This window comes from Pseudomonas sp. LB3P81, from assembly GCF_054897965.1.
This window is the reverse complement of record NZ_JBUBVG010000001.1, coordinates 3,141,405-3,164,402: the sequence shown is the minus strand read 5'-3', so window position 1 is coordinate 3,164,402 and position 22,998 is coordinate 3,141,405. Positions and strand designations below refer to the sequence as shown.

Sequence of the window (22,998 nt, the reverse complement as noted above, 5' to 3'; positions counted from 1 at the left end):
TAGGATTCGTTTGAGATTTCAAACGCTCTTGTCTGGGTGCTGAACCGCACGAGTTCATTCCGTGCGCTATTTATGTGCTTCAGCCCGGTGAATGATTTCCCTGACGGCAGCCTTTTGAGGCGCCTTTCTACAATCATAATTTGCTCCGCGCCTGCCGCGGTGCTGTTAAGGAAAGCCGACATGCAGCTTAAAGACACTCAGTTGTTCCGCCAGCAAGCCTTCATCGATGGCGCTTGGGTCGATGCGGACAATGGTCAGACGATCAAGGTCAACAACCCGGCAACAGGCGAAATTCTGGGCACCGTGCCGAAAATGGGCGCTGCCGAAACCCGCCGTGCGATCGAAGCCGCTAACAAAGCGCTGCCGGCCTGGCGTGCACTGACCGCCAAGGACCGTGCGAACAAGCTGCGTCGCTGGTTCGAGTTGATCATCGAGAACCAGGACGACCTGGCTCGCCTGATGACCCTGGAACAAGGCAAGCCATTGGCTGAAGCCAAGGGCGAAATCGTTTACGCCGCTTCCTTTATCGAGTGGTTCGCCGAAGAAGCCAAGCGCGTCTACGGTGACGTGATTCCTGGCCACCAGCCGGACAAGCGCCTGATCGTGATCAAGCAGCCAATCGGCGTGACCGCTGCAATCACCCCGTGGAACTTCCCGGCCGCGATGATCACCCGTAAAGCCGGCCCGGCCCTGGCCGCCGGTTGCACCATGGTGCTCAAGCCTGCTTCGCAAACGCCTTTCTCCGCATTCGCTCTGGCTGAACTGGCCCAGCGTGCCGGTATTCCTGCTGGCGTGTTCAGCGTTGTTTCCGGCAGCGCCGGCGACATCGGCAGCGAGCTGACCAGCAACCCGATCGTGCGTAAGTTGTCCTTCACTGGCTCGACTGAAATCGGTCGCCAACTGATGGCTGAATGCGCCAAGGACATCAAGAAAGTGTCCCTGGAACTGGGCGGCAACGCGCCGTTCATCGTGTTCGACGACGCGGACCTGGATAAGGCTGTCGAAGGCGCGATCATTTCCAAATACCGCAACAACGGCCAGACCTGCGTCTGTGCCAACCGTCTGTACATTCAGGATTCGGTCTACGACGCGTTCGCCGAGAAGCTGAAAGTGGCGGTGGCCAAACTCAAGATCGGCAACGGTCTGGAAGACGGCACCACCACTGGCCCGCTGATCGACGAAAAAGCCGTGGCCAAGGTTCAAGAGCACATCGCTGACGCCGTGAGCAAAGGCGCGACCGTTCTGGCTGGCGGCAAGTCGATGGAAGGCAACTTCTTCGAGCCGACCATCCTGACCAACGTGCCGAACAACGCCGCCGTGGCCAAGGAAGAAACTTTCGGTCCATTGGCGCCACTGTTCCGCTTCAAAGACGAAGCCGACGTGATCGCGATGTCGAACGACACCGAGTTCGGTCTGGCCTCGTACTTCTACGCTCGCGACCTGGGCCGTGTGTTCCGTGTGGCGGAAGCTCTGGAATACGGTATGGTCGGCGTCAACACCGGGTTGATCTCCAACGAAGTCGCGCCGTTCGGCGGCATCAAGGCGTCGGGCCTGGGCCGTGAAGGCTCCAAGTACGGCATCGAAGATTACCTGGAAATCAAATACCTCTGCCTGGGCATCTAAGCTCGAGGGCATAAGCCCGGCAAGGCATTGCTTCAAACGCAAAGGGCACGAGAGCGCTGACCCTTTGCGTGCTTCAACCGGAATTTTCTCTGTGGCCGGGAACGCTGTGGCAGTCGATCATCGCATGCTGTCGCCGTTGCACCCCGCCGCATTTTCCTTGAACCACGCCGCCCGATGAGCGGTGAATGAGGACTTTATGAGCAAGACTAACGCATCCCTGATGAAACGCCGCGAAGCCGCTGTACCACGCGGTGTTGGCCAGATTCACCCGATCTTCGCCGAGTCCGCGAAGAACGCCACCGTGACTGACGTTGAAGGTCGCGAGTTCATCGACTTCGCCGGCGGTATCGCCGTGCTGAACACCGGCCACGTGCACCCGAAAATCATCGCGGCCGTGACCGAGCAGCTGAACAAGCTGACCCACACCTGCTTCCAGGTACTGGCTTATGAGCCGTACGTGGAAGTGTGCGAAAAAATCAACGCCAAGGTTCCAGGTGATTTCGAGAAGAAAACCCTGCTGGTGACCACCGGTTCCGAAGCCGTGGAAAACGCCGTGAAAATCGCCCGCGCCGCCACTGGCCGTGCCGGCGTGATCGCGTTCACCGGCGCTTACCACGGTCGCACCATGATGACCCTGGGCCTGACCGGTAAAGTCGTGCCTTACTCGGCCGGCATGGGCCTGATGCCTGGCGGCGTGTTCCGCGCGCTGTACCCGAACGAACTGCACGGTGTGAGCGTCGACGATTCGATCGCCAGCATCGAACGCATCTTCAAGAACGACGCCGAGCCGCGTGACATCGCTGCCATCATCATCGAGCCGGTTCAGGGCGAAGGCGGTTTCTACGTCGCGCCTAAAGAGTTCATGAAGCGCCTGCGCGCTCTGTGCGACCACCACGGCATTCTGCTGATCGCTGACGAAGTGCAAACCGGCGCTGGCCGTACCGGCACTTTCTTCGCCATGGAGCAGATGGGCGTTGCCGCCGACCTGACCACCTTCGCCAAATCCATCGCTGGCGGCTTCCCGCTGGCCGGTGTGTGCGGCAAGGCCGAATACATGGACGCCATCGCGCCAGGCGGCTTGGGCGGCACTTACGCCGGTAGCCCGATCGCTTGCGCCGCGGCCCTGGCCGTGATGGAAGTGTTCGAAGAAGAACACCTGCTGGATCGCTGCAAGGCAGTCGGCGAGCGTCTGGTCACTGGCCTCAAAGCCATCCAGGCCAAGTACCCGGTGATCGGCGAAGTCCGTGCTCTGGGCGCGATGATCGCGGTCGAGCTGTTCGTTGACGGCGACAGCCACAAACCGAACGCGGCTGCCGTGGCATCGGTTGTGGCCAAGGCGCGCGACAAGGGCCTGATCCTGCTGTCCTGCGGCACCTACGGCAACGTTCTGCGCGTCCTGGTACCGCTGACTTCGCCGGACGAGCAACTGGACAAAGGTCTGGCGATCATCGAAGAGTGCTTCTCGGAGCTCTGATCGATTTGTGAACTGATCGACAAAAAACCCGCTTCGGCGGGTTTTTTTACGCCACCTGAAACACAGCGCACTGTATCGAGTGGCCCGCATTGACTAAGGTGCAAGCATTGAGAGGGAGCTTGTTGCATGACGGCCGTTGATTTACCCGCTGTACCCCGAGTGCTGATTGCCGAGGCCGATCCCTGGTCGCGTGATTTGCTCGAACAAGTGCTGCTGAATGTGCGCTGCGACGCGCGCATGGATCTGTGCGCCGATGGCCAGGACGCGCTGACGCGACTGGCGGAAAACGTTTACGACCTGGTGATCGTCGATTGGGAATTGCCCGGTGTGGATGGTTTGAATGTCTTGCGCAGTGTTCGTCAGCGCAAACGCAATCCGCCATTGCCCTTCATTCTGATGAGCATCCGCAACGACAGTGCCAGCGTGCGCGAAGCCTTGCCTCTGGCGCCTCTGGCGTACCTGACCAAGCCGTTGAACATGGAAAGTCTGACCCAGCGTCTGCAGGATTTACTGCTCAATGCTGGTGAGGAGGTGTTCTGTGATGTACCGGCTTTGGCGCCGGACATGACCTTGTCGGTATTTCTCGAACGTCGACGTGAGCTGACCGATGGTGCACCGCTGATGACCGACGTGCAATTGGCGGTCAAACGCAGTCTCAATCCCAACGGCCTTGATCTGACGCTGCTGGAAGATGAAATCCGTACCGATCCGCAGATTACTGCCGTCCTGATCGCTGCCGCCAACAGCGCGGCCCAGCATCATGGCGTCGCCGTACAAACCCTGTCTCAGGCGCTGCACCGTCTCGGCACCGGGCAAAGCATGAACCTGATTCTGGGGCTTGCACTCAAGCGCAGTGCACGGCTTAGCGATCCGTTGTTGGCGGACTATGCCGAGCGCTATTGGGAGCTGTCGCTGCGCACCGCCGAATATGCCCGGACGCTGGCGCGCTTGCTCGATCTGGATCAGGAACGTTGCTATTGCGCGGGGATGTTGCATCGCCTGGGCGATCTGGCGTTGCTGCGCTGTTTGCAGGAATGGAAACAGGCCGGTGGTGAGCTGGATGAATGGGAGGAGGTGGGTGATGCCCTCGCCGAATTCGGCGCGGCATACGGTTCCGCGCTGCGCACCCGCTGGCGTTTGCCCCTGGAGCTGCGAGAGCTGATTGCGGCGGTGTACCAGCTCGGTGGCGGGGTTTATTCCCGCGAGGCGCTGGTGATGAACATGGCAGCGCAGATGGCACGGCTGACCGAGCATGAGGGCATTGAAGCGCTGGCCAAGAGCCGGACGGCGCGGTTGCTGAAGATTGGTTTACCGGAATTGATGCGACTGCGCAAAAAGTAGGTACTACACAACCCCCTGTGGGAGCGGGCTTGCTCGCGAATGCGATGTGTCAGTCGACATCAACTTTGACTGTCTCACCGCATTCGCGAGCAAGCCCGCTCCCACATTGGGTTTGTGTTGCGCCAGAGGTTGGCATCAGCCGGAAATGATCCGGTTCTTGCCCTGACGCTTGGCTTCATACATCGCCGCATCCGCCCGGGCAAACAGGCTCTCGACGCTTTCATCCTCGGCAGTCAGGCTGGTCAAACCCTGGCTGACGGTGATGCCGAACGTCTTGTGGTCATGGGTGAAGCTCAATCGCTGAATCTCCCGTTGAAGACGCTCGGCCACCTGCATGGCCATGTCTGGTGCACAGCCGGGAAACACCGCGGCGAATTCCTCGCCACCGATCCGTCCGAACACATCGCCCCGCCGCAATGCCCCGCGACCGGCCTCGGCGATGTGTTGCAGTACGTTGTCGCCTTCCGGGTGACCGTAGGTGTCGTTGATCACCTTGAAGTTATCGATGTCCAGCAGCAGAAACGCCAGCGGCGTGCCTTGTTGGCGAGCCAGTTCGAATTCACGATGGGCGCAGTCGAAGAAATGCCGGCGATTGCTGCTCTGGGTCAGGACGTCGGTGGTGGCCAGGCGATGTAGCTCGCTTTCCATCTGTTTCTTGTCGGTGATGTCTTCGGCAATGCCGACGATGATCACCGGTTGGCCCGGTTCGGCCTGACGGTTGATGAAGCATTTGTCACTGAGCCAGCGCACTTGGCCATCGGCGGCGATGATGCGGTATTCCCGGTCTTCGACGGCGCCTTTGACCAGCACTTTGGCGAGGCTGCGCTCGGCGTACTCCAGATCGTCAGGGTAAATGCTGTCACGCCACTGGTTGGCGTCGGAGAGCAACAGGCCTGCGGAGCGGCCGAAAATCCGTTCATAAGCGGGGCTCACGTAGAGCACCTGACGGGTTTCCCAGTTGAATGCCCAAAGTACCGCGTTAACGCTTACCAGCAGGGAACTGAACAACTGTTCGCGTTCGCTCAGGCGCGCGACTTCGCCTTGGGCATGCATCAATGCCATCAGGGTTTGCGCGGCCTCGGGCCACTGGGGTAGGGATGAGTCTTGGAGGTTCTTGGTGACCATCGACACAAATCTCAAAGGGCGTGCCGCGTATTCGACAGCGGTCGCAACAAAGCCCGCCGTAGTGGCGAAGTGTCTTTGAGATAGGGGATTTGGAGCTAAGTTCCCGTCCTTTGTGGCGAGGGGGCTTGCTCCCGCCGGGCGGTACTGGCGACGCGTTTTTTCAGTTGAAACGCGTCGTCAGGTTTTGCGTCTGCTGCGCAGCCGAGCGGGAGCAAGCTCCCTCGCCACAGCAAGCCTCTTAGCAGAGTCAGGCTGAGGCAGGGCGCAGGGAGTAGGTCTTCAACTGATCGGCAAAGTCGCGCAGGGATTGAATCCCGCTGGCTTCGGCTTCATGTACCCAATCCTTGATGGCGGCCAGCATGTCGTGACCATTTGAGCTGGTCTTGACCCAGATCTGCTGCAAGGCCAGTCGTTTCTCGTAAATTACCTTCAGTGCCTGGCTGTGCTCGAGCATGGTCTGGATGCGCAGGTGGTGTTTGTCATCGAGCAGGCTGGTTTCTCGCGAAAGCAGACGTTTGGCCCGGTGGAATTGGTGACGGACCGAGTGATCGACCTTTTCCAGTTCCTGTTTGACCAGCGGCGCGATCACCAATTTGCGGTACTGGGCCATGATCTGGAAGCGGTTGTTGAGGATGGCCATGGCGGTGTCCATGTCCAGGCTGCCTTTGCCTTCGACGCGGTGGGCAATCGGCGCAACCCGCTGAACCTTGGCCAGACGCAGGAAACTGAAGACCTGGATCCAGGCCCAGCCGAGGTCGAATTCCCACTTCTTCACCGACAGTTTTGCCGAATTAGGGTAGGTGTGATGGTTGTTATGCAGTTCTTCGCCGCCGATCAGGATGCCCCAAGGCACCAGGTTGGTCGCTGCGTCGCGGCATTCGAAGTTGCGGTAGCCGACGGCATGGCCCAGGCCATTGACCACGCCGGCGGCCCAGACCGGGATCCACATCATCTGGATGGCCCAGATGGTGATGCCGATGGTGCCGAACAGCAGCAGGTCGATGACGCCCATGATTGCCACGCCCAGCAGCGGGAAACGGCTGTAGAGGTTGCGTTCGATCCAGTCTTCGGGGCAGTTCTTGCCGTAGATGCGCAGGGTCTCGGGGTTTTCCGCTTCGGCGCGGTACAGCTCGGCACCTTTGCGCAGAACGGTGGACAAGCCCTTGATGACCGGGCTGTGCGGGTCATCGACGGTTTCGCATTTGGCATGATGCTTGCGGTGGATGGCGGTCCACTCGCGGGTGTTCTGCGCCGTGGTCAGCCACAGCCAGAAGCGGAAGAAATGTTTCAGGCCGGCATTGAGCTCAAGCGAGCGATGGGCTGAATAACGATGCAGATAGACCGTGACGCCGATAATCGTCACGTGGGTCATCAGCAGGGTGACTGCCACCAGTGACCAGGGCGACAAGCCGAGAATACCTTCGTACCACATAGGCTATAGGGCCCTCGAAAAAGAAAAAAACAGCCGTTGCATTATCACTAAGCCCACAGATAAAACCAGTCGCCCTTTCAGATAAAGGTGGCTGGATGTTTCTTTAACCTATAATTCCAACCCTTTTCAGGGACATGGACGGTCGAATGTCTGCTACCTATCGCGACGCTTTGCGCGCAGCGCTGCTTTATCTGTTGCTATCCGCAGTCTGGCTGCAGTTCAGTGGTTATTTATTGAACAGTTTCTTCGATAACTCCGATGAGTTGCTGCGATGGCAACTGATCAACGGTTATGCCTGGGTCGTGCTCAGCGCAGGGCTGATCTTCCTCGCTCGGGCCCGATTGTTCCGTTGCCTGGGGATCGGCGCAACGTTGCGTGAGCGTGATGGAGACCGGGAGCGTTTGCGTCAGGCGGCCGCCGTGTTCGATTGCACCCGCGAAGGCGTGCTGGTCACCGATAGTAAAGGGGTGATCGTCCACGTGAACCGGGCGTTCATGGAAATCACCGGCTATCAGTGCGAAGAAGTCTTGGGTCAGCAGCCCAGCCTGTTCAAGTCCGGCTATCACCCGGCAGCGTTCTACCAGACGATGTTTGCGATACTGAACAGCTGCGGCGAATGGAGCGGCGAAATCTGGAACCGCCGCAAAAGCGGCGAAATCTACCCGCAATGGCAGACGATCCGCCTGATTCACGACGATCAGGGCCAGATCAGCCATTACGTCGCGGTGTTCTCCGACATCAGCGCGATCAAGAATTCCGAGCACGAACTCAAATACCTGGCTCACCACGATCCGCTGACCGATCTGCCCAACCGCCTGCTGTTCACCGACCGTACCGAGCAGGCCCTGGCGTCGGCGCAGATCCACAAGCGCGGCTGCGCGTTGCTGATGATCGATCTGGACCACTTCAAGATGATCAACGACAGCCTCGGCCACACGATCGGTGACCAACTGCTCAAGGCCGTGGCCGAGCGCCTGAAAGCCATGTTCGGCCCGGGAATCACCCTCGCCCGGTTGGGCGGCGACGAGTTTGCCGTGCTGGCCGAAAGTTGTCCGCAACTGGTGCACGCCGCGGCACTGGCCCAGCGCATCCTCGACGGCCTCAAGGAGCCATTCTCTATCGATGGACATCAACTGTTCATCAACGCCAGCATCGGCATCAGCCTGTTCCCCAGTGATGCCTTGAGCGCGGAACAACTGCTGCGTAACGCCGACTCGGCCTTGTTCAAGGCCAAAAGCGCTGGCCGCGATGGCTACGCCCTCTACACCGAAGAGTTGACCGCTCATGCCCAGCAACGGGTCGAGACGGCATTCGAATTGCGCCGTGCGCTGGAGCAGCAGGAGTTGCGGGTCTATTACCAGCCGGTGCACGATCTCAAGAGCCGTCGCCTCGTGGGCGTCGAGGCGCTGGTGCGCTGGGAGCATCCGCAGCGGGGATTGGTGTCGCCCGCGGAATTCATTCCCGTTGCCGAACGCACCGGGTTTATCGCCGAGATCGATGCCTGGGTCATGCGCCAGGCGTGTCAGCAGATGTGCCGTTGGCAGCAGGCCGGGGTGGTGTTGTCGTTTGTCGCGGTGAATGTTTCGTCACGCTTGTTTGCTCGCAGTGAGCTGTATCAGCAGGTGGCGCAGGTGCTGCATGAAACCGGCCTGGATCCGGCGTATCTGGAGCTGGAGGTCACCGAAAGCGCGGTGATGGACGACCCGGAAGTGGCGCTGGAACAGATGCATCGCTTGCGCGAGCTTGGCGTGCGGCTGGCCATCGATGACTTTGGCACCGGGTATTCGTCGTTGTTGCGACTCAAGCGTTTGCCGGTGCAGAAGCTCAAGATCGATCAGGGCTTCGTGGCCGGATTACCGTGGGATGAGGACGATGGGGCCATCGTGCGCGTGATCATCGCCCTGGCGCAGAGCATGGGGATGCAGGTGCATGCCGAAGGGATCGAGCAGGTCGAGCAGGCGGGTTTCCTGCTTGAGCAGGGCTGCGATCTTGGCCAGGGTTACTGGTTCGGCCGGCCGGTGCCGGCTGAACAACTGGACTGGATGCGTGCGCCGGTTATCGGGTAAGTACGCAATCCGCTTTTTGTGGCGAGGGAGCTTGCTCCCGCTCGGGCGCGAAGCGCTCGTCATCCGGCCGGCGCTTTCTTCGGCGAATTAGCGCTGCAGAAACCGGGGCTGCCCTGCCCGAACGCGGACCGGCCCAACGGGAGCAAGCTCCCTCGCCACAAAGGTTTTGCTGGGTTCGAAAAATCGTAGTTCCCGCACAAACCCTTGCTCTGGCAGATTATTTTTTTTGGTTATATAAACATTCTTAAATAGTCTTTTTAAGAATATCCGCACCTATCTACTATTGGCCTCACGCCGCAAGCAGTGTCGGACACTGCCAGGCAACCTCTCAGTCGAAGGAGCAGTACCATGAGCGCATCCCTACGTAGCGTTGACGGTCAAGACGAAGCCACCATCTTGCGTGAGATCCAGAGCGCCTTGCGCGACCTGCGGTTCGGCGCCGTGGAAATCACCGTGCACAACGCTCAGGTGGTTCAGATCGAACGCAAAGAAAAATTCCGTTTGCAGAGCCCGAGCAACAAACCGAGCTAAGCCAAAGATCAAAAGATCGCAGCCTGCGGCAGCTCCTACGGGGGATTTGTGTAGGAGCTGCCGCAGGCTGCGATCTTTGAGTAGGCAACCCGATTCCAGATCATAAAAAAGCCAATACACATAGAATTCCAGGAGCTTTCACCATGTCGTCGATTCGTCATTTCGCTTTGGCCGCCCTGGCCAGTGCCCTTTTTGCTGGTTCCGCGGTTGCCAAGGATTACGAGCTGCTCAACGTGTCATACGACCCGACTCGTGAGCTGTATCAGGATTACAACGCTGAGTTCGTCAAGTTCTGGCAGAAAGATCACGCTGGCGACACCGTGAAAATCCAGCAGTCCCACGGTGGCTCGGGTAAACAGGGCCGTGCGGTGATCGACGGTCTGCGCGCCGACGTAGTGACCCTGGCCCTGGCCGGTGACATCGACGAAATCGCCAAACTCGGCAAGAGCCTGCCGGCGGACTGGCAGAAGCGTCTGCCGGAAGCGAGCACGCCGTACACCTCGACCATCGTGTTCCTGGTGCGCAAGGGCAACCCTAAAGGCATCAAGGACTGGGGTGACCTGGTCAAGAACGACGTGTCGGTCATCACCCCGAACCCGAAAACCTCCGGCGGTGCGCGCTGGAACTTCCTCGCGGCCTGGGCCTATGGCCTGAAAGCCAACGGCGGTAGCGAAGCCAAAGCCAAGGAATACGTACAAACCCTGTTCAAGCACGTGCCTGTGCTGGACACCGGTGCTCGCGGTTCGACCATCACCTTCGTCAACAACGGTCAGGGCGACGTGTTGCTGGCCTGGGAAAACGAAGCTTTCCTGGCCCTGAAAGAAGACGGCGGTGCTGACAAGTTCGAAATCGTCGTGCCTTCGCTGTCGATCCTCGCTGAGCCACCCGTTGCTGTCGTCGACAAAAACGCCGAGAAGAAAGGCAACGAGCAGATCGCAGAAGCGTACCTCAAGCACCTGTACAGCCCGGCCGGTCAGGAAATCGCGGCGAAAAACTTCTATCGTCCACGTGACAAGGATGTCGCCGCCAAGTACGCCCAGCAGTTCCCGAAACTGGACCTGGTGTCCATCGACAAGGACTTCGGCGGCTGGAAAACCGCGCAACCGAAATTTTTTAATGACGGTGGCGTGTTCGACCAGATCTACTCGGCGCAGTAACCTGACTTAAGCCACACAACGAGCCTAATGCTTAGACGCGTACATTGTGGGAGCGGGCTTGCTCGCGAAGGCGGTGTGTCAGACGACGTAAATGTTGACTGATAGCCCCTCTTCGCGAGCAAGTCGGGACGCCGCATCGCCGCTCCCACATTGATGCGTTCAGCGGATAGCTTTTTAACCAAGGACTTTTATGTCGCGTCGTATCTCCCCCGTCATACCCGGCTTCGGGCTGACGCTGGGCTACACCTTGGTGTACCTCAGCCTGATTGTGCTTATTCCACTGGCGGCGATGTTCGTGCATGCCGCTCAACTCACCTGGGATCAGTTCTGGGCGATCATCTCGGCGCCCCGCGTGCTGGCGGCGTTGAAGCTGAGCTTCGGCACCGCACTGTACGCCGCGATCATCAACGGCATCATCGGCACGCTGCTGGCCTGGGTGCTGGTGCGCTACACCTTCCCGGGTCGCAAGATCATCGACGCGATGATCGACTTGCCCTTCGCTTTGCCCACTGCCGTGGCCGGTATCGCGCTGACCGCGCTGTACACCCCGACCGGGCTGGTGGGTCAGTTCGCGGCGGACCTTGGCTTCAAGATCGCGTATACCCCCCTCGGCATCACGCTGGCGCTGACTTTTGTAACGCTTCCATTCGTAGTACGTACGGTACAGCCGGTATTGGCCGATATCCCCCGTGAAGTGGAAGAGGCGGCGGCCTGTCTCGGTGCAAAACCGCTGCAGGTTTTTCGCCATATTCTGGTGCCCGCGCTGCTGCCCGCCTGGTTGACCGGTTTCGCGTTGGCCTTTGCACGCGGGGTCGGCGAGTACGGTTCGGTGATTTTCATCGCCGGCAACATGCCGATGAAAACCGAGATCCTGCCGCTGCTGATCATGGTCAAGCTCGACCAGTACGATTACACCGGCGCTACCTCCATTGGCGTACTGATGCTGGTGGTTTCCTTCGTCCTGTTGCTGCTGATCAACCTGCTGCAACGCCGCATCGAAACCCCATAAGGAGGCGCAAACCATGTCCCAATCGTCTATTGCGGCCGCCTCTTCGGCCAACGCTGCCCGCCGTGGCAGTGCAACTTCGCGGCGAATCCTGATCAGCCTCGGCTGGCTGATTTTTGCGTTGTTTCTGCTGTTGCCGCTGTTGATCGTGGTGTCCCAGGGCCTGAAAAATGGCCTGGGTGCGTTCTTCACCGCGATCTTTGAACCGGACGCCTTGTCCGCCCTGAAACTCACCTTGATTGCCGTGCTGATCTCGGTGCCGCTGAACGTGGTGTTCGGCGTCAGCGCCGCGTGGTGCGTGAGCAAGTACTCGTTCCGTGGCAAGAGCATGCTGGTGACGCTGATCGACCTGCCGTTCTCGGTGTCGCCGGTCATCGCCGGTCTGGTGTATGTGCTGATGTTCGGCGCGCAGGGTTTGTTCGGCCCGTGGTTGCAGGATCACGACATCCAGATCGTCTTCGCTCTGCCGGGCATCGTGCTGGCGACGATATTCGTCACCGTGCCGTTCGTGGCGCGCGAGCTGATTCCGCTGATGCAGGAACAAGGCACTCAGGAAGAGGAGGCCGCGCGTCTGCTCGGCGCCAATGGTTGGCAGATGTTCTGGCACGTCACCGTTCCCAATATCAAATGGGGCCTGATCTACGGCGTGGTGCTGTGCACGGCGCGGGCGATGGGTGAGTTCGGTGCGGTGTCGGTGGTTTCCGGGCACATTCGCGGGGTGACCAACACCTTGCCGTTGCACGTCGAGATCCTCTACAACGAATACAACCACGTGGCCGCGTTCGCCGTGGCGAGCCTGTTGCTGATCCTGGCGCTCTTCATCCTGCTGCTCAAGCAGTGGAGCGAAAACCGTATTAACCGCCTGCGCGCCAGCGCCGCGGAGGAATAATTCATGTCGATCGAAGTGCGTAACGTCAGCAAGAATTTCAATGCGTTCAAGGCGCTTAATGACATCAGCCTGGACATTCACAGCGGCGAACTCGTGGCGCTGCTCGGCCCGTCTGGGTGCGGCAAGACCACGTTGTTGCGGATCATCGCCGGGCTGGAAACTCCGGATAAAGGCAGCATCGTGTTCCACGGCGAGGACGTTTCCGGCCATGACGTGCGGGATCGCAACGTCGGTTTCGTGTTCCAGCATTACGCGTTGTTCCGCCACATGACGGTGTTCGACAACGTCGCGTTCGGCCTGCGCATGAAACCGAAAAACCAGCGTCCGACTGAAAGCCAGATCGCGGTGAAAGTCCATGAGCTGCTCAACATGGTTCAGCTTGATTGGTTGTCGGATCGCTACCCGGAACAACTCTCCGGCGGCCAGCGTCAGCGCATCGCGTTGGCCCGTGCCCTGGCGGTGGAGCCGAAAGTCCTGCTGCTCGACGAACCCTTCGGTGCTCTCGACGCCAAGGTCCGTAAAGAACTGCGCCGCTGGCTCGCGCGGCTGCACGAAGACATCAACCTGACGTCGGTGTTCGTGACCCACGACCAGGAAGAAGCGATGGAAGTGGCCGACCGTATCGTGGTGATGAACAAGGGCGTGATCGAACAGATCGGCTCACCGGGTGACGTTTACGAAAACCCGGCCAGCGATTTCGTTTATCACTTCCTCGGTGATTCGAACCGTCTGCATTTGGGTGAGGACAACCACGTGCTGTTCCGTCCACACGAAGTGTCGCTATCGCGGCATGAGCTGGACGACCACCACGCGGCCGAGGTGCGGGATATCCGTCCGCTGGGCGCGACGACCCGGGTGACGTTGAAGGTTGAAGGCCAGAGCGAACTGATCGAAGCTGAAGTGGTGAAGGATCACGACAGCCTGATCGGGTTGGCGAAGGGCGAAACCTTGTTCTTCAAGCCGAAGGTCTGGCAGAAGGTCGCCAACATCTAAAGCAAAAGCTTCGCGAGCAAGCCCGCTCCCACATTTGAAATGCGTTCCAATGTGGGAGCGGGCTTGCTCGCGAAAGCGGTCTACGCCGCAGCGTTTTTCTGACGCAGACGCACCCCCCCAACCCGCGCCTCGATCTGCTCTTTCAAATCCCGCCGCATCCCCAGCAAAAACGCCAGCTCCACCACCACAAACAGCGGCCCGACAATCAAGCCCGTCACATCATCGACAAACGCCGGCTTGCGTCCTTCATAGTGATGCCCGACAAACTGAATCGCCCAGCCGATCACAAACATCCCGATACCGCTCGCCAGCCACACCAGCGTGCTTTGCTGTGCCAGCGCTTGCCCAGCCCAAATGCACAGACCGAGCAACACTGTCATCAGGACCCCGAGGCGCAATTCCAGGCGCAGGTAGAACCAGGCTGACGCCAGCGCCACCAGCACCGCCGGTGAAAGCCAGCCCCCGGCCCATTGCGGACGGGACAGCAGCACCGCCACCGCCACGACAATCAGCGGAATACCGATAAAGTGGCTGGCAATATTGCGCGGGTCACGGTGGTAAGCGGCGTATTGACTGAGATGGTCAACGAGGCTTTTCATTGTTATTCCTCCTGTAGGGTGATTGATCATGCCCCGGGTTCACCTCTCGCTCTGTCAGCCAGGCGACAATCTCCAGGAGTTTTGATGGACATGCAGGTTTGGCGTTCGCGTCTGATGACGGGGCAATGGTTCAGCCATTTACCGGCTCACTTACAGAATAGTCTGCTGGCCGCGGCCAAGGTGCGGCGCCTGTCGTCGGGGCAGCGGCTGTTCAAGCGCGGTGATCCGCCGTGCGGCCTGTACGCCGTGCTCGAAGGCGCGGTGCGTATCGGCGCGGTGAGCGAGCAGGGCAAGGAGGCGCTGCTGAGCCTGGTGGAGTCGCCGCACTGGTTTGGTGAAATCTGCCTGTTCGACGGCCAGCCACGCACCCACGATGCGTTCGGTCTGGGTCAGTGCATTCTGTTGCACATCCCGCAAACGGCGCTGTTGGCAATACTGGATGAGCAACCGGTGTACTGGCGGCAATTGGCGTTGCTGATGAGCCAGAAACTGCGCCTGACCTTCATCAGCCTCGAGCAGCTGAGCCTGATGCCGGCGCCTGCACGGCTGGCGCATCGCTTGCTGATGATCGCCAAGGGTTACGGCGAAATCGACCCGCCGAGGCGTGTGCTGCAACTGCCGCAGGAACAGTTGGCGTCGATGCTGTCGCTGTCGCGCCAGACCACTAACCAGATCCTCAAGGAGTTGCAGGGGTTGGGGATTTTGAATTTGAAGTACGGCGAGATCGAGATTCTTGATGCGGAGCGGTTGCGGGCGTTGGCGATTTTTTGAAACGTGGCGTTATTGGTGGGCTTTGTCTGCGAAGGCGCCTAGCCTGTGGCGACGACAATCGAGGTGTGCCATGCGTGTGCTGTTAGTGGAAGACGAACCGGAAACTGCAAAGCTCCTCGCCAACGGCCTGAGCGAGGCGAGTTATTCGGTGGATGTGGCGCTCAACGGAATGGACGGCCGTCGCTTCATCGAGTCCGGCGAATACGATCTGATCATTCTTGACGTCATGCTGCCAGGGTTGAATGGCTGGCAGTTACAGCAACAGATCCGCAAGCTTGGCGAGACACCGGTCCTGTTCCTCACCACCAAGGACGGCATCGAGGATCGCTTGCGCGGGTTGGAGCTGCATGAGGATGATTATTTGCTCAAGCCGTTTACTGTAAGTGAACTGGTGGCGCGGGTGCGCAAGTTGTTGCGGCGGGATCGGGGGCGGTGAGGTTTCCACAGCCAGGTTAAAAAATGATCTGGACTTCAGATTAAATCTGCACTAAATACAATGCATATCCACAATTTGTGGGAATTTTGCACGGTATCCGATGCAGGTGAATGCATGGAAAACATTGGTGAGTTAATCCGGTCCCTGCGTAAAGAGCAAAAACTCTCCCAGCAGTCGCTGGCTCAACAGTACGGCATGAGCCGCTCCACGATTTCTGGGATCGAGAACAACACCCTCCCTGAAATCGGCCTGCGCAAGGTCGAGGCGATCCTGAACGGTTTCGGGTACGAGCTCACGGCTGTGCCCCGTCAGTCGAAGCGTCCCACTCTGGACACTCTGAAAAAGGTCAATTTCCATGGCTGAGCCTCAGGAAATGGACCGGCTGCACATCAGCGTCTCTGCCGGCGACGTCGGCACTCTCGGTCGTGGACAGTCTCGCGGCGATTCAGTCTTCACTTACGCCGCAGACGCGCCTGAAGAAAACGCCGTTTCGCTGACGATGCCGGTGCGCCTTGAAAGTTACACGTGGGATCAAGGTGTACTGCCGATTTTTGAAATGAACCTGCCGGAAGGTTCTCTGCGCGATGAGTTGGTACGTCGTTTCAGTAAAGCGGTTCGTGGGTTTGATGATTTTTCGATGCTGGCGATCGTAGGTCCGTATCAGCTTGGGCGGATCGGTATTGCAAGCGGGCAGGATGCGAACAATTGCCCGCCTGAAACCAGTCTCGCAGACCTGCTTGTTCATGACGGTGCCCGAGGTTTGTTCGATGATCTGCTGCACACCTATGGCCAGTACTCGGGCGTTTCCGGCGTGCAGCCGAAGGTGCTTGTCCGCGACAGTGCGACATCGATAGACCGGCTGACCCATCGAGGCGCAACGCATCTGGTCAAATCCTTTCGCCCGGAGGAATACCCTGAACTCGCGGCCAACGAATATTTTTGCATGCGGGCTGCGCTGCATTCGGGTCTTGAGGTGCCGAAGTTCGAACTCAGCGAGCACGGTAAATTTCTGATCGTCGAACGCTTCGATCTGAATGAAAAAGGTTACTTGGGGTTCGAGGATTTCTGCGTGCTCAACGGCTGGCCGTCGAAGGCCAAATACGATGGGTCTTACGAAGGTGCCGCGAGGCAGATCAAAGGGTTTGTCTCCCCCCCACTGCTCAACCACGCCCTTGAGTCGTTTTTCAAAATCGTTGCGTTGTCGTCCGCTCTGCAGAACGGCGATGCGCACCTCAAGAATTTCGGCGTGCTGTATGAGGATTGCGGTGCCGATGCGCAAATCAGCCTCGCTCCGGCGTACGACATCGTCACGACGTCGGTCTACATCAAGTCAGACAGCATGGCGTTGCTGTTGGGTGGATCGAAAGCATGGCCCAAATACAAAATGCTGATGCGTTTCGGCCGCTCGGCCTGCAATTTGACTGAGGGGCGCTGCAATGAACTGCTGCAGCACGTCGCCCATGGGGTGGATGTAGCAATGGGTGAGATGGCTGATTACGCCAAGGCCAATAACGCTTTTGCCGAGGTTGGCGATGCGATGATGGAGCAGTGGAAATCCGGTGTAGCGCGCAGTCTGAACAAAAGCTGATTAGCGCAACCCATCCCGAAACTGCCCCGGCGTCATCCCGGTCCAGCGCTTGAACGCGCGGCTGAAGCTGCTCGTATCCGCAAACCCCAACAAGTAACTGATCTCGCTCAATGAGCATTGCGGATCTCGCAGGTGCAGCAGCGCCAGGTTTTCGCGGCTTTCATTGAGCAGCGTATCGAACCGGCAACCCTCGTCCGCCAGATGCCGCTGCAGGCTGCGCAAACTCAGGTGCAAGGCCAGGGCGATGTGCTCGGCGCTGGGCTCGCCTTCGGGCAATTGCTCTTCGATGGCGTCGCGAACCTTGCGCTCCCAGGTCAGGGGTTTGAGTTGCGCCAGGGTGCGTTTAAGCACGGTTTCGTTGTGTTCCGCCAGTTCCGGGTTGGCGTCGTCCAGGTGACTGTCGAAATCCATCAGAGAAAATTCCAGGCGGTCTTCGTCGGCCGAAAAGTACACCGGTGCGCGGAAGACTTTGTGCCATTGATGCGCGTCGGCCGGTTCCGGGCGGCGCAGGTACACCGCCAGTGGCGCATAGTCACGGCCAAGGCGATTGCGGCAGGTGCGCACGTAAATCGCGGTGAAGGCGTCGATGGCTTCGAACGCCGGCGCCGGATTGCCTGGCGGGACTTTCAGGCGAAAGCGATAGCGATCCTCGGCGCGGCTCAATTCAAGCTCTAACGCATCGCTGACCACCTGGTGATAACGCACGATGCGCTCGAACACTTCCCGCAAACTGCCGCTGGCCACCAGGGCATAACCGAGCGCGTGAAACGTGGTCGGGCTGACGAACCGCGATACGCGCAAGCCGATCGCCGGATCGCCGCTGACTTGCACGGCGATTTCCCACAGGCGCGTGGTGCCGGACAACGGGTAACGGGCGTTCGGGTCGTCCATCAACTGCGGGTCGAGCCCCGCCTGGTGACATAGGGCGGTGCTGTCGAAGCCCAGCGCATCGAGTTGCTTGCGCAGGGCGCGGGTCCAGCTGGCGAGGGAGGTGGGTTCAGTCATGCTGATTGGCGCTTCCGGTCAACAGGTTGGCGTCCACGGCTACCGTGTTGTGAAGTTTCACAAGGCAGGATGCGAACATCAATAACCAGAGGATGGAAGCATGGAAGGTACTTCTGCAAGCCCCCAGCGACTGAATGCAGCCCAACGATCTGCGCATATTCGCGAAGTGGTATTGGCCAAAGGGGGCGAACTGCGTAAACGCTACCCGATTCTCAACCATCAGGACGCCTTGGGCGCGGGCATCCTGGCCTTCGCCCTGGCCGGAATGGTCGGCTCTGTGGCGCTTTACCTCACCGGGCATATGGCCTGGTGGGTGTGCCTGCTGCTCAACGCGTTCTTTGCCTCGTTGACCCACGAGCTGGAACACGACCTGATTCATAGCATGTACTTTCGTAAACAGCGGGTGCCGCACAACCTGATGATGGGCCTGGTCTGGCTGGCGCGGCCAAGCACGATCAACCCATGGATTCGTCGGCATCTGCACCTCAACCACCACAAGGTTTCCGGCACGGAAACCGACATGGAAGAACGGGCGATCACCAACGGCGAACCCTGGGGTTTTGCTCGGCTGTTGATGGTCGGCGATAACGTGATGTCGGCGTTCATCCGCATGCTGCGGGCCCAGACGTGGGAACACAAGTTCAGCATCATCAAGCGCGCATTGAAGGTCTATGCACCACTCGCGCTGGTGCATTGGGGCGCGTGGTACGTGTTCCTCGGCTTCCACGCCGCCAACGGCATCGCACATCTGCTGGGAGTACCGATTGAATGGTCGGCGACCACACTCTCGGTGATGCAGGTGATCGACATCGCGGCGGTGGTGATCATCGGCCCGAACGTGTTGCGCACGTTCTGCCTGCACTTCGTCAGCTCGAACATGCATTACTACGGCGACGTGGAACCGGGCAACGTCATGCAACAGACACAAGTGTTGAACGCTTGGTGGCTGTGGCCGTTGCAGGCGTTCTGCTTCAACTTCGGCAGCACTCACGGCATTCATCACTTTGTGGTGAAGGAGCCGTTTTACATCCGCCAGATGACGGCGCTGGTGGCGCATAAAGTGATGCGCGAGATGGGGGTGCGCTTCAACGATATCGGTACGTTCGGTCGGGCGAATCGGTTTGTGCGCACCGAAACGACAGAACCTCAGCAGGTGCGTGCCGCTCAGGTCTGAGTAATGCACCCGGAAACTCAAATGCGAAAACGTTCGTCATCAATCTGACCCAAAGGGACGCTAAGTTGTGATCCAGGCAACGATGACTTGGCGGTTGCTGTGGGGTGATCGGTATATTCGATCAAGGTCTATTAAAGTAATTAAATATTCCTTTATTGGATAACAGATTTCGCCAATGATCGGCTCAAGAGTTGTTGATCAGCGCTGACAGATTTCGAGTTTCCGGGGCCGTCTCCTTGGCAGGGTGCGGTCCCTTTTTTATTCCTTTTAAACAACGCAAATCCCCTGTAGGAGCGAGCCTGTGTGGTGAGGGGATTTATCCCCGTTCGGCTGCGAAGCAGTCGCAAACCCGGTGGATGCGTTCTATCTGACGTACTGCGATTACAGAACTTGGGGCCGCTTCGCGACCCAACGGGGATAAATCCCCTCACCACACAGGCTAGGTCCCACACGGAAAATCTATATTCGATATAGGTCTTAATAAATAGCTTCTTATTCCTTAACGAATATAACTCTCCTCCCTATACTCGATCAGGAACAGACACGCAGCAGGAGAGTTCCCCATGCGCAACGAATCAATTCGCTACCTGATTGTGCCGGGCTGGCAAGGATCGCCAGACGATCATTGGCAAAGCCACTGGCAGAACAGCCTGCCGAACAGCGCACGGGTGGAGCAGGCCGACTGGCTGACACCACGTCGTGAAGACTGGGTCGCGGCGCTGGCCGAGGCGATTGCCGCCGACAGCACGCCGGTGATTTTGATTGCCCATAGCCTGGGTTGCATCACGGTCGCGCATTGGGCGGCCACTGCACCGCTGAATTTTCTGCGTCAGGTGCGCGGCGCCTTGCTGGTCGCGCCGTCGGACGTCGAGCGCCCGGCCTGCGCGCCGGCGCTGCGCAACTTCGCACCGATTCCGACGACCCTTTTGCCGTTTCCGAGCCAGGTTGTCAGCTCCGACAACGACAGTGCCGTCAGCGCACCACGTGCCATGGAGCTGGCACGTAACTGGGGCGCCGAGGCGGGGATTCTGTCGGGTGCCGGGCACATCAACGTGAAGTCCGGTCACCAGCGTTGGGAGCAGGGTTTTGCTTATCTCTATCGCCTGCAAAACCGCATGGAACACAACGCCCTGCGCCGCGCTTGAACCTTTTCTTTTTTTAACATCGCCCCCGTCTCCCGGCGGTTTTGGGCGGGAGCCTGCCATGAGTTTTGAAGCCTTCGGTCAGCCGCTGCTGACTTTTCCCGACGCAGAAAAAAGTCCACTGAGCATCCGCGCCAAGGCGCTGGTGTTCGTCGATCCGCGCTCGCGTCAGTTGCGCGAGGAGCTGGAGCAACTGGCGCCGCGTTCGATTTCCGTATTGATCCGTGGTGAAACCGGTAGCGGTAAAGAACTACTGGCGCGGCACATCCACCGCGCCAGTGATCGTGGCGGATTGTTCGTGTCGGTCAATTGCGGCGCGATCAGCCCGACTTACGCCGACGCCGAATTGTTCGGCTATGCAGCCGGCAGTTACAGCGGTTCGGCGAGCAGTCGTGCCGGTTGGTTCGGTTCGGCCAATGGCGGCACGCTGTATCTGGACGAGATCGGCGACTTGCCGCTGCCGATCCAGATCAAGTTGCTCGCCGCGTTGGAAAACCATGAAGTCACCCGTGTCGGCGCGCATCAGCCGAGCCCTGTGGACGTGCGTCTCGTGGCTGCAACCAGCATTGATCTGGCGCAAGCCGTGGCTGCCGGTAAATTCCATGAGCGGCTTTATCACTACCTCAGCGAAGGTCAGCTCGAACTGCCGGCCTTGCGCGAACGGGTCGGCGATATCCTGTCTCTGTCCGAGTACTTCCTCGGCATCTACAGCCAGCGACTCGATTTGCCGGTGCCGCTGATCAGCGAAGCGGCGCAACATTTGTTAGAGGCGCATAGCTGGCCCGGCAACACCCGAGAGCTGGAGAACGTCATTCATTTTGCGTTGTTGGTGAGTACCGGCGACGAGATTTTGCCCGAGCATTTGAATCTGCCTGAGGTGCCTGCGCCGTTGACGCAGATTGAGCAGCAACTCAAGCAAATCCTCAGCAAAGGCTCTGCCACCGAGCAAGCAGCCCTGAAGCAGCTCCTGAAGCAAGCTGGATCCCTGTAGGAGCGAGCTCGCTCGCGATGGACGTCAACGAATACGCAGGCTTCCTGAATGTACGCGTCGCCCCTGGGTTTTTCGCGAGCAATCGAGCGTCGACCGGCTGCTCCTACAAGGCTCGGCGCAGGTCTGAAGCTGTATGAACAAAATGGAATATGAAAGTGAATAAAAGATATTATTCGGGAATAAAAAATCCCGGTATTGTCCGCTTCACGCCAGCGATAGCACTTCACTGGCACTCGTACTAAACAAGCCGTCGTCGATGACGACCGTGATTTTCGATAAGGACACTGCATGAAAAAGGTTCTGTTGTTCACCGCATTGGCGGCTGCCCTGACCGCGGGCCTGGCCCAGGCTGGCGAGAAACTGGTGGTTGCGGCGACCCCGGTTCCACACGCCGAGATTCTGGAACTGATCAAGCCAACCCTCGCCAAAGAAGGCGTGGACCTGGAAATCAAAGTCTTCACCGACTACGTTCAGCCGAACGTGCAAGTTGACCAGAAGCGTCTGGACGCCAACTACTTCCAGACCCTGCCATACCTGAAAAACTTCAACGAAGGCAAAGGCACCAACCTGGTGACCGTGATCGGTGTTCACGTTGAACCGTTCGGCGGCTACTCGAAGAAGTACAAAAAACTGGCTGATCTGCCAAACGGCGCGACCATCGCTCTGCCGAACGAAGGCAGCAACAGCGGCCGGGCTCTGCTCCTGCTGCAGAAGGCTGGCCTGATCGAGTTGAAAGACCCGAAAAACGCCCTGGCCACCCCGAAAGACATCGCCAAGAACCCGCACAACTTCAAGTTCAAGGAGCTTGAGTCCGCGATGTTGCCGCGCGTTCTGGATCAGGTCGACCTGGACCTGATCAACACCAACTACGCGCTGGAAGCCGGTCTGAACCCGGCTAAAGATGCGCTGCTGATCGAAGGTGCCGATTCGCCGTACGTGAACTTCCTGGTAGCCCGTCCGGACAACAAGGACAGCGCGGCCATCCAGAAACTGGCCAAGGCCCTGACCAGCCCTGAAGTGAAAGCCTTCATCGCCAAGAAATACAGCGGCGCGGTACTGCCGGCGTTCTGATTCGACGCAGCATCGAACCCTTCAAGTTCAAACGCCGACGGCTAGCAATAGCGTCGGCGTTTTTTATTGCGCAAAAAAAATCTAAAGATCGCAGCCTTCGGCAGCTCCTACAGGTGTACACAAATCCCTGTAGGAGCTGCCGAAGGCTGCGATCTTTTGCTTTAGGCCACCCTGGCCTTCAACGCCCTGCGCAACGCCACCAACAACTTCACTATGTCCTGCGGATCCAGTCGCTGCGGTACTTTTGCGTCAGCCATGTTCTCTTCCTTGTGATGGTTCAGCCGGGGAGTCTGGCCAAAAGCTGTACGTCCTTGGAGGGGTCTTCTGAAAAAAAGATCCTTCCTACAGCTCAAAGGGAAATAGTCGTCTTCCTCTTCCTCTTCCTCTTCCTCCTTCTTCGCAGCAAATCCTGGTCGGGTTTGCTCAAGCTGTACGACCAGTATGTGCGCAAGGAATTGAGCGATGACACCAAGCCTGAGAGCGTGATTGTCGAGGGTGGGAAGTGGCAGGGGTGATTCACCCAGTCTGATCGTTCCCACCTGTGGCGAGGGAGCTTGCTCCCGCTGTGGCGAGGGAGCTTGCTC

21 protein-coding genes and 1 pseudogene are annotated in these 22,998 nt (G+C 58.9%); 18 read left to right on the top strand and 4 right to left on the bottom strand.

The genetic code is table 11. The annotated features are described in order from the left end of the window. Positions 1–180 precede the first annotated feature (180 nt). The 3 genes from gabD to ACYZTL_RS14570 all read left to right on the top strand — a co-directional run bounded on the left by gabD (position 181) and on the right by ACYZTL_RS14570 (position 4,438). On the top strand, positions 181–1,623 hold the full coding sequence (gene gabD, locus ACYZTL_RS14580) for an NADP-dependent succinate-semialdehyde dehydrogenase (RefSeq protein ID WP_461952382.1): 1,443 nt from the start codon (positions 181–183) through the stop codon (positions 1,621–1,623). Positions 1,624–1,819: 196 nt separating this feature from the next. After that, positions 1,820–3,097: a 4-aminobutyrate--2-oxoglutarate transaminase gene (gene gabT, locus ACYZTL_RS14575; protein ID WP_461952381.1), complete on the top strand. Its 1,278-nt coding sequence runs from the start codon at positions 1,820–1,822 to the stop codon at positions 3,095–3,097. A gap of 126 nt (positions 3,098–3,223) precedes the next feature. After that, positions 3,224–4,438 carry an HDOD domain-containing protein gene (locus tag ACYZTL_RS14570; protein ID WP_461952380.1) on the top strand — a complete coding sequence of 405 codons (1,215 nt, stop codon included), beginning with the start codon at positions 3,224–3,226 and terminating at the stop codon, positions 4,436–4,438. 135 nt (positions 4,439–4,573) lie between these two features. On the opposite strand, the gene ACYZTL_RS14565 is transcribed toward ACYZTL_RS14570, so the two are convergent. Both ACYZTL_RS14565 and desA read right to left on the bottom strand, forming a co-directional pair. Then, the gene (locus tag ACYZTL_RS14565; RefSeq protein WP_461952379.1) at positions 4,574–5,563 is read right to left on the bottom strand and encodes a GGDEF domain-containing protein; all 990 of its coding nucleotides are present in this window, start codon (positions 5,561–5,563) and stop codon (positions 4,574–4,576) included. A 247-nt stretch (positions 5,564–5,810) separates the two neighbouring features. Continuing rightward, positions 5,811–6,995: a delta-9 fatty acid desaturase DesA gene (gene desA / locus ACYZTL_RS14560; protein ID WP_461952378.1), complete on the bottom strand. Its 1,185-nt coding sequence runs from the start codon at positions 6,993–6,995 to the stop codon at positions 5,811–5,813. Positions 6,996–7,141: 146 nt separating this feature from the next. Between desA and dibA the strand changes: the two genes are divergently transcribed. The 6 genes from dibA to ACYZTL_RS14530 all read left to right on the top strand — a co-directional run bounded on the left by dibA (position 7,142) and on the right by ACYZTL_RS14530 (position 13,637). Beyond that, entirely contained in the window at positions 7,142–9,061 is a 1,920-nt protein-coding gene (dibA, locus tag ACYZTL_RS14555; RefSeq protein ID WP_461952377.1) for a phosphodiesterase DibA, read from the top strand. A 348-nt stretch (positions 9,062–9,409) separates the two neighbouring features. Beyond that, the gene (gene oscA / locus ACYZTL_RS14550; protein ID WP_134419279.1) at positions 9,410–9,592 is read left to right on the top strand and encodes a sulfur starvation response protein OscA; all 183 of its coding nucleotides are present in this window, start codon (positions 9,410–9,412) and stop codon (positions 9,590–9,592) included. A gap of 143 nt (positions 9,593–9,735) precedes the next feature. Next, positions 9,736–10,749 (top strand): sulfate ABC transporter substrate-binding protein, encoded by a 1,014-nt coding sequence (locus tag ACYZTL_RS14545; protein WP_461952376.1) that lies wholly within the window; start codon positions 9,736–9,738, stop codon positions 10,747–10,749. A 190-nt stretch (positions 10,750–10,939) separates the two neighbouring features. Then, entirely contained in the window at positions 10,940–11,758 is an 819-nt protein-coding gene (cysT, locus tag ACYZTL_RS14540) for a sulfate ABC transporter permease subunit CysT (RefSeq protein ID WP_030131597.1), read from the top strand. Positions 11,759–11,771: 13 nt separating this feature from the next. Beyond that, positions 11,772–12,644 (top strand): sulfate ABC transporter permease subunit CysW, encoded by an 873-nt coding sequence (gene cysW, locus ACYZTL_RS14535; RefSeq protein ID WP_461952375.1) that lies wholly within the window; start codon positions 11,772–11,774, stop codon positions 12,642–12,644. 3 nt (positions 12,645–12,647) lie between these two features. Next, complete coding sequence (locus ACYZTL_RS14530) at positions 12,648–13,637, top strand: sulfate/molybdate ABC transporter ATP-binding protein (RefSeq protein ID WP_461952374.1); 990 nt, start codon at positions 12,648–12,650, stop codon at positions 13,635–13,637. Positions 13,638–13,717: 80 nt separating this feature from the next. Here ACYZTL_RS14530 and ACYZTL_RS14525 read toward each other — a convergent pair whose 3' ends face one another. Continuing rightward, on the bottom strand, positions 13,718–14,236 hold the full coding sequence (locus ACYZTL_RS14525) for an Mpo1 family 2-hydroxy fatty acid dioxygenase (RefSeq protein ID WP_461952373.1): 519 nt from the start codon (positions 14,234–14,236) through the stop codon (positions 13,718–13,720). An 84-nt stretch (positions 14,237–14,320) separates the two neighbouring features. Here ACYZTL_RS14525 and ACYZTL_RS14520 point away from each other — a divergent pair, with 84 nt between their 5' ends. The 4 genes from ACYZTL_RS14520 (at position 14,321) to ACYZTL_RS14505 (ending at position 17,031) form a co-directional block, all read left to right on the top strand. Continuing rightward, positions 14,321–15,007 (top strand): Crp/Fnr family transcriptional regulator, encoded by a 687-nt coding sequence (locus ACYZTL_RS14520; RefSeq protein WP_461952372.1) that lies wholly within the window; start codon positions 14,321–14,323, stop codon positions 15,005–15,007. A 70-nt stretch (positions 15,008–15,077) separates the two neighbouring features. Further along, complete coding sequence (locus tag ACYZTL_RS14515; RefSeq protein WP_461952371.1) at positions 15,078–15,443, top strand: response regulator; 366 nt, start codon at positions 15,078–15,080, stop codon at positions 15,441–15,443. A gap of 114 nt (positions 15,444–15,557) precedes the next feature. Continuing rightward, entirely contained in the window at positions 15,558–15,806 is a 249-nt protein-coding gene (locus tag ACYZTL_RS14510; protein ID WP_461952370.1) for a helix-turn-helix domain-containing protein, read from the top strand. Next, the gene (locus ACYZTL_RS14505) at positions 15,799–17,031 is read left to right on the top strand and encodes a type II toxin-antitoxin system HipA family toxin (RefSeq protein ID WP_461952369.1); all 1,233 of its coding nucleotides are present in this window, start codon (positions 15,799–15,801) and stop codon (positions 17,029–17,031) included. The genes ACYZTL_RS14510 and ACYZTL_RS14505 overlap by 8 nt, the downstream gene beginning before the upstream one ends. On the opposite strand, the gene ACYZTL_RS14500 is transcribed toward ACYZTL_RS14505, so the two are convergent. Continuing rightward, positions 17,032–18,036, bottom strand: coding sequence for an AraC family transcriptional regulator (locus tag ACYZTL_RS14500; RefSeq protein ID WP_461952368.1), 1,005 nt, complete (start codon positions 18,034–18,036; stop codon positions 17,032–17,034). A gap of 100 nt (positions 18,037–18,136) precedes the next feature. Between ACYZTL_RS14500 and ACYZTL_RS14495 the strand changes: the two genes are divergently transcribed. From ACYZTL_RS14495 to ACYZTL_RS14475, 5 genes and pseudogenes are all read left to right on the top strand, one after another. Next, the gene (locus tag ACYZTL_RS14495; protein ID WP_461952367.1) at positions 18,137–19,210 is read left to right on the top strand and encodes a fatty acid desaturase; all 1,074 of its coding nucleotides are present in this window, start codon (positions 18,137–18,139) and stop codon (positions 19,208–19,210) included. A gap of 563 nt (positions 19,211–19,773) precedes the next feature. Further along, the gene (locus tag ACYZTL_RS14490; RefSeq protein ID WP_461952366.1) at positions 19,774–20,355 is read left to right on the top strand and encodes an alpha/beta hydrolase; all 582 of its coding nucleotides are present in this window, start codon (positions 19,774–19,776) and stop codon (positions 20,353–20,355) included. Between the two features lie 58 nt (positions 20,356–20,413). Continuing rightward, entirely contained in the window at positions 20,414–21,343 is a 930-nt protein-coding gene (locus ACYZTL_RS14485) for a sigma 54-interacting transcriptional regulator (protein ID WP_461952365.1), read from the top strand. Between the two features lie 288 nt (positions 21,344–21,631). Then, positions 21,632–22,414: a MetQ/NlpA family ABC transporter substrate-binding protein gene (locus tag ACYZTL_RS14480; protein ID WP_461952364.1), complete on the top strand. Its 783-nt coding sequence runs from the start codon at positions 21,632–21,634 to the stop codon at positions 22,412–22,414. A 419-nt stretch (positions 22,415–22,833) separates the two neighbouring features. Further along, positions 22,834–22,929 (top strand): annotated as a pseudogene (locus tag ACYZTL_RS14475) (glutamine ABC transporter substrate-binding protein); the annotation flags it as partial. Positions 22,930–22,998: the final 69 nt, after the last annotated feature.

Excerpts from the sequence above, each read along its gene's own strand:
- cysT (WP_030131597.1), top strand. The coding sequence starts at position 10,940 with ATGTCGCGTCGTATCTCCCCCGTCATACCCGGCTTCGGGCTGACGCTG.
- gabD (WP_461952382.1), top strand. The coding sequence starts at position 181 with ATGCAGCTTAAAGACACTCAGTTGTTCCGCCAGCAAGCCTTCATCGAT.
- ACYZTL_RS14500 (WP_461952368.1), bottom strand. The coding sequence starts at position 18,036 with ATGACTGAACCCACCTCCCTCGCCAGCTGGACCCGCGCCCTGCGCAAG.
- ACYZTL_RS14510 (WP_461952370.1), top strand. The coding sequence starts at position 15,558 with ATGGAAAACATTGGTGAGTTAATCCGGTCCCTGCGTAAAGAGCAAAAA.
- ACYZTL_RS14525 (WP_461952373.1), bottom strand. The coding sequence starts at position 14,236 with ATGAAAAGCCTCGTTGACCATCTCAGTCAATACGCCGCTTACCACCGT.
- ACYZTL_RS14495 (WP_461952367.1), top strand. The coding sequence starts at position 18,137 with ATGGAAGGTACTTCTGCAAGCCCCCAGCGACTGAATGCAGCCCAACGA.
- ACYZTL_RS14520 (WP_461952372.1), top strand. The coding sequence starts at position 14,321 with ATGGACATGCAGGTTTGGCGTTCGCGTCTGATGACGGGGCAATGGTTC.
- ACYZTL_RS14490 (WP_461952366.1), top strand. The coding sequence starts at position 19,774 with ATGCGCAACGAATCAATTCGCTACCTGATTGTGCCGGGCTGGCAAGGA.
- desA (WP_461952378.1), bottom strand. The coding sequence starts at position 6,995 with ATGTGGTACGAAGGTATTCTCGGCTTGTCGCCCTGGTCACTGGTGGCA.
- ACYZTL_RS14515 (WP_461952371.1), top strand. The coding sequence starts at position 15,078 with ATGCGTGTGCTGTTAGTGGAAGACGAACCGGAAACTGCAAAGCTCCTC.
- dibA (WP_461952377.1), top strand. The coding sequence starts at position 7,142 with ATGTCTGCTACCTATCGCGACGCTTTGCGCGCAGCGCTGCTTTATCTG.
- ACYZTL_RS14485 (WP_461952365.1), top strand. The coding sequence starts at position 20,414 with ATGAGTTTTGAAGCCTTCGGTCAGCCGCTGCTGACTTTTCCCGACGCA.
- ACYZTL_RS14570 (WP_461952380.1), top strand. The coding sequence starts at position 3,224 with ATGACGGCCGTTGATTTACCCGCTGTACCCCGAGTGCTGATTGCCGAG.
- ACYZTL_RS14530 (WP_461952374.1), top strand. The coding sequence starts at position 12,648 with ATGTCGATCGAAGTGCGTAACGTCAGCAAGAATTTCAATGCGTTCAAG.
- ACYZTL_RS14480 (WP_461952364.1), top strand. The coding sequence starts at position 21,632 with ATGAAAAAGGTTCTGTTGTTCACCGCATTGGCGGCTGCCCTGACCGCG.
- ACYZTL_RS14565 (WP_461952379.1), bottom strand. The coding sequence starts at position 5,563 with ATGGTCACCAAGAACCTCCAAGACTCATCCCTACCCCAGTGGCCCGAG.
- gabT (WP_461952381.1), top strand. The coding sequence starts at position 1,820 with ATGAGCAAGACTAACGCATCCCTGATGAAACGCCGCGAAGCCGCTGTA.
- ACYZTL_RS14505 (WP_461952369.1), top strand. The coding sequence starts at position 15,799 with ATGGCTGAGCCTCAGGAAATGGACCGGCTGCACATCAGCGTCTCTGCC.
- oscA (WP_134419279.1), top strand. The coding sequence starts at position 9,410 with ATGAGCGCATCCCTACGTAGCGTTGACGGTCAAGACGAAGCCACCATC.
- cysW (WP_461952375.1), top strand. The coding sequence starts at position 11,772 with ATGTCCCAATCGTCTATTGCGGCCGCCTCTTCGGCCAACGCTGCCCGC.
- ACYZTL_RS14545 (WP_461952376.1), top strand. The coding sequence starts at position 9,736 with ATGTCGTCGATTCGTCATTTCGCTTTGGCCGCCCTGGCCAGTGCCCTT.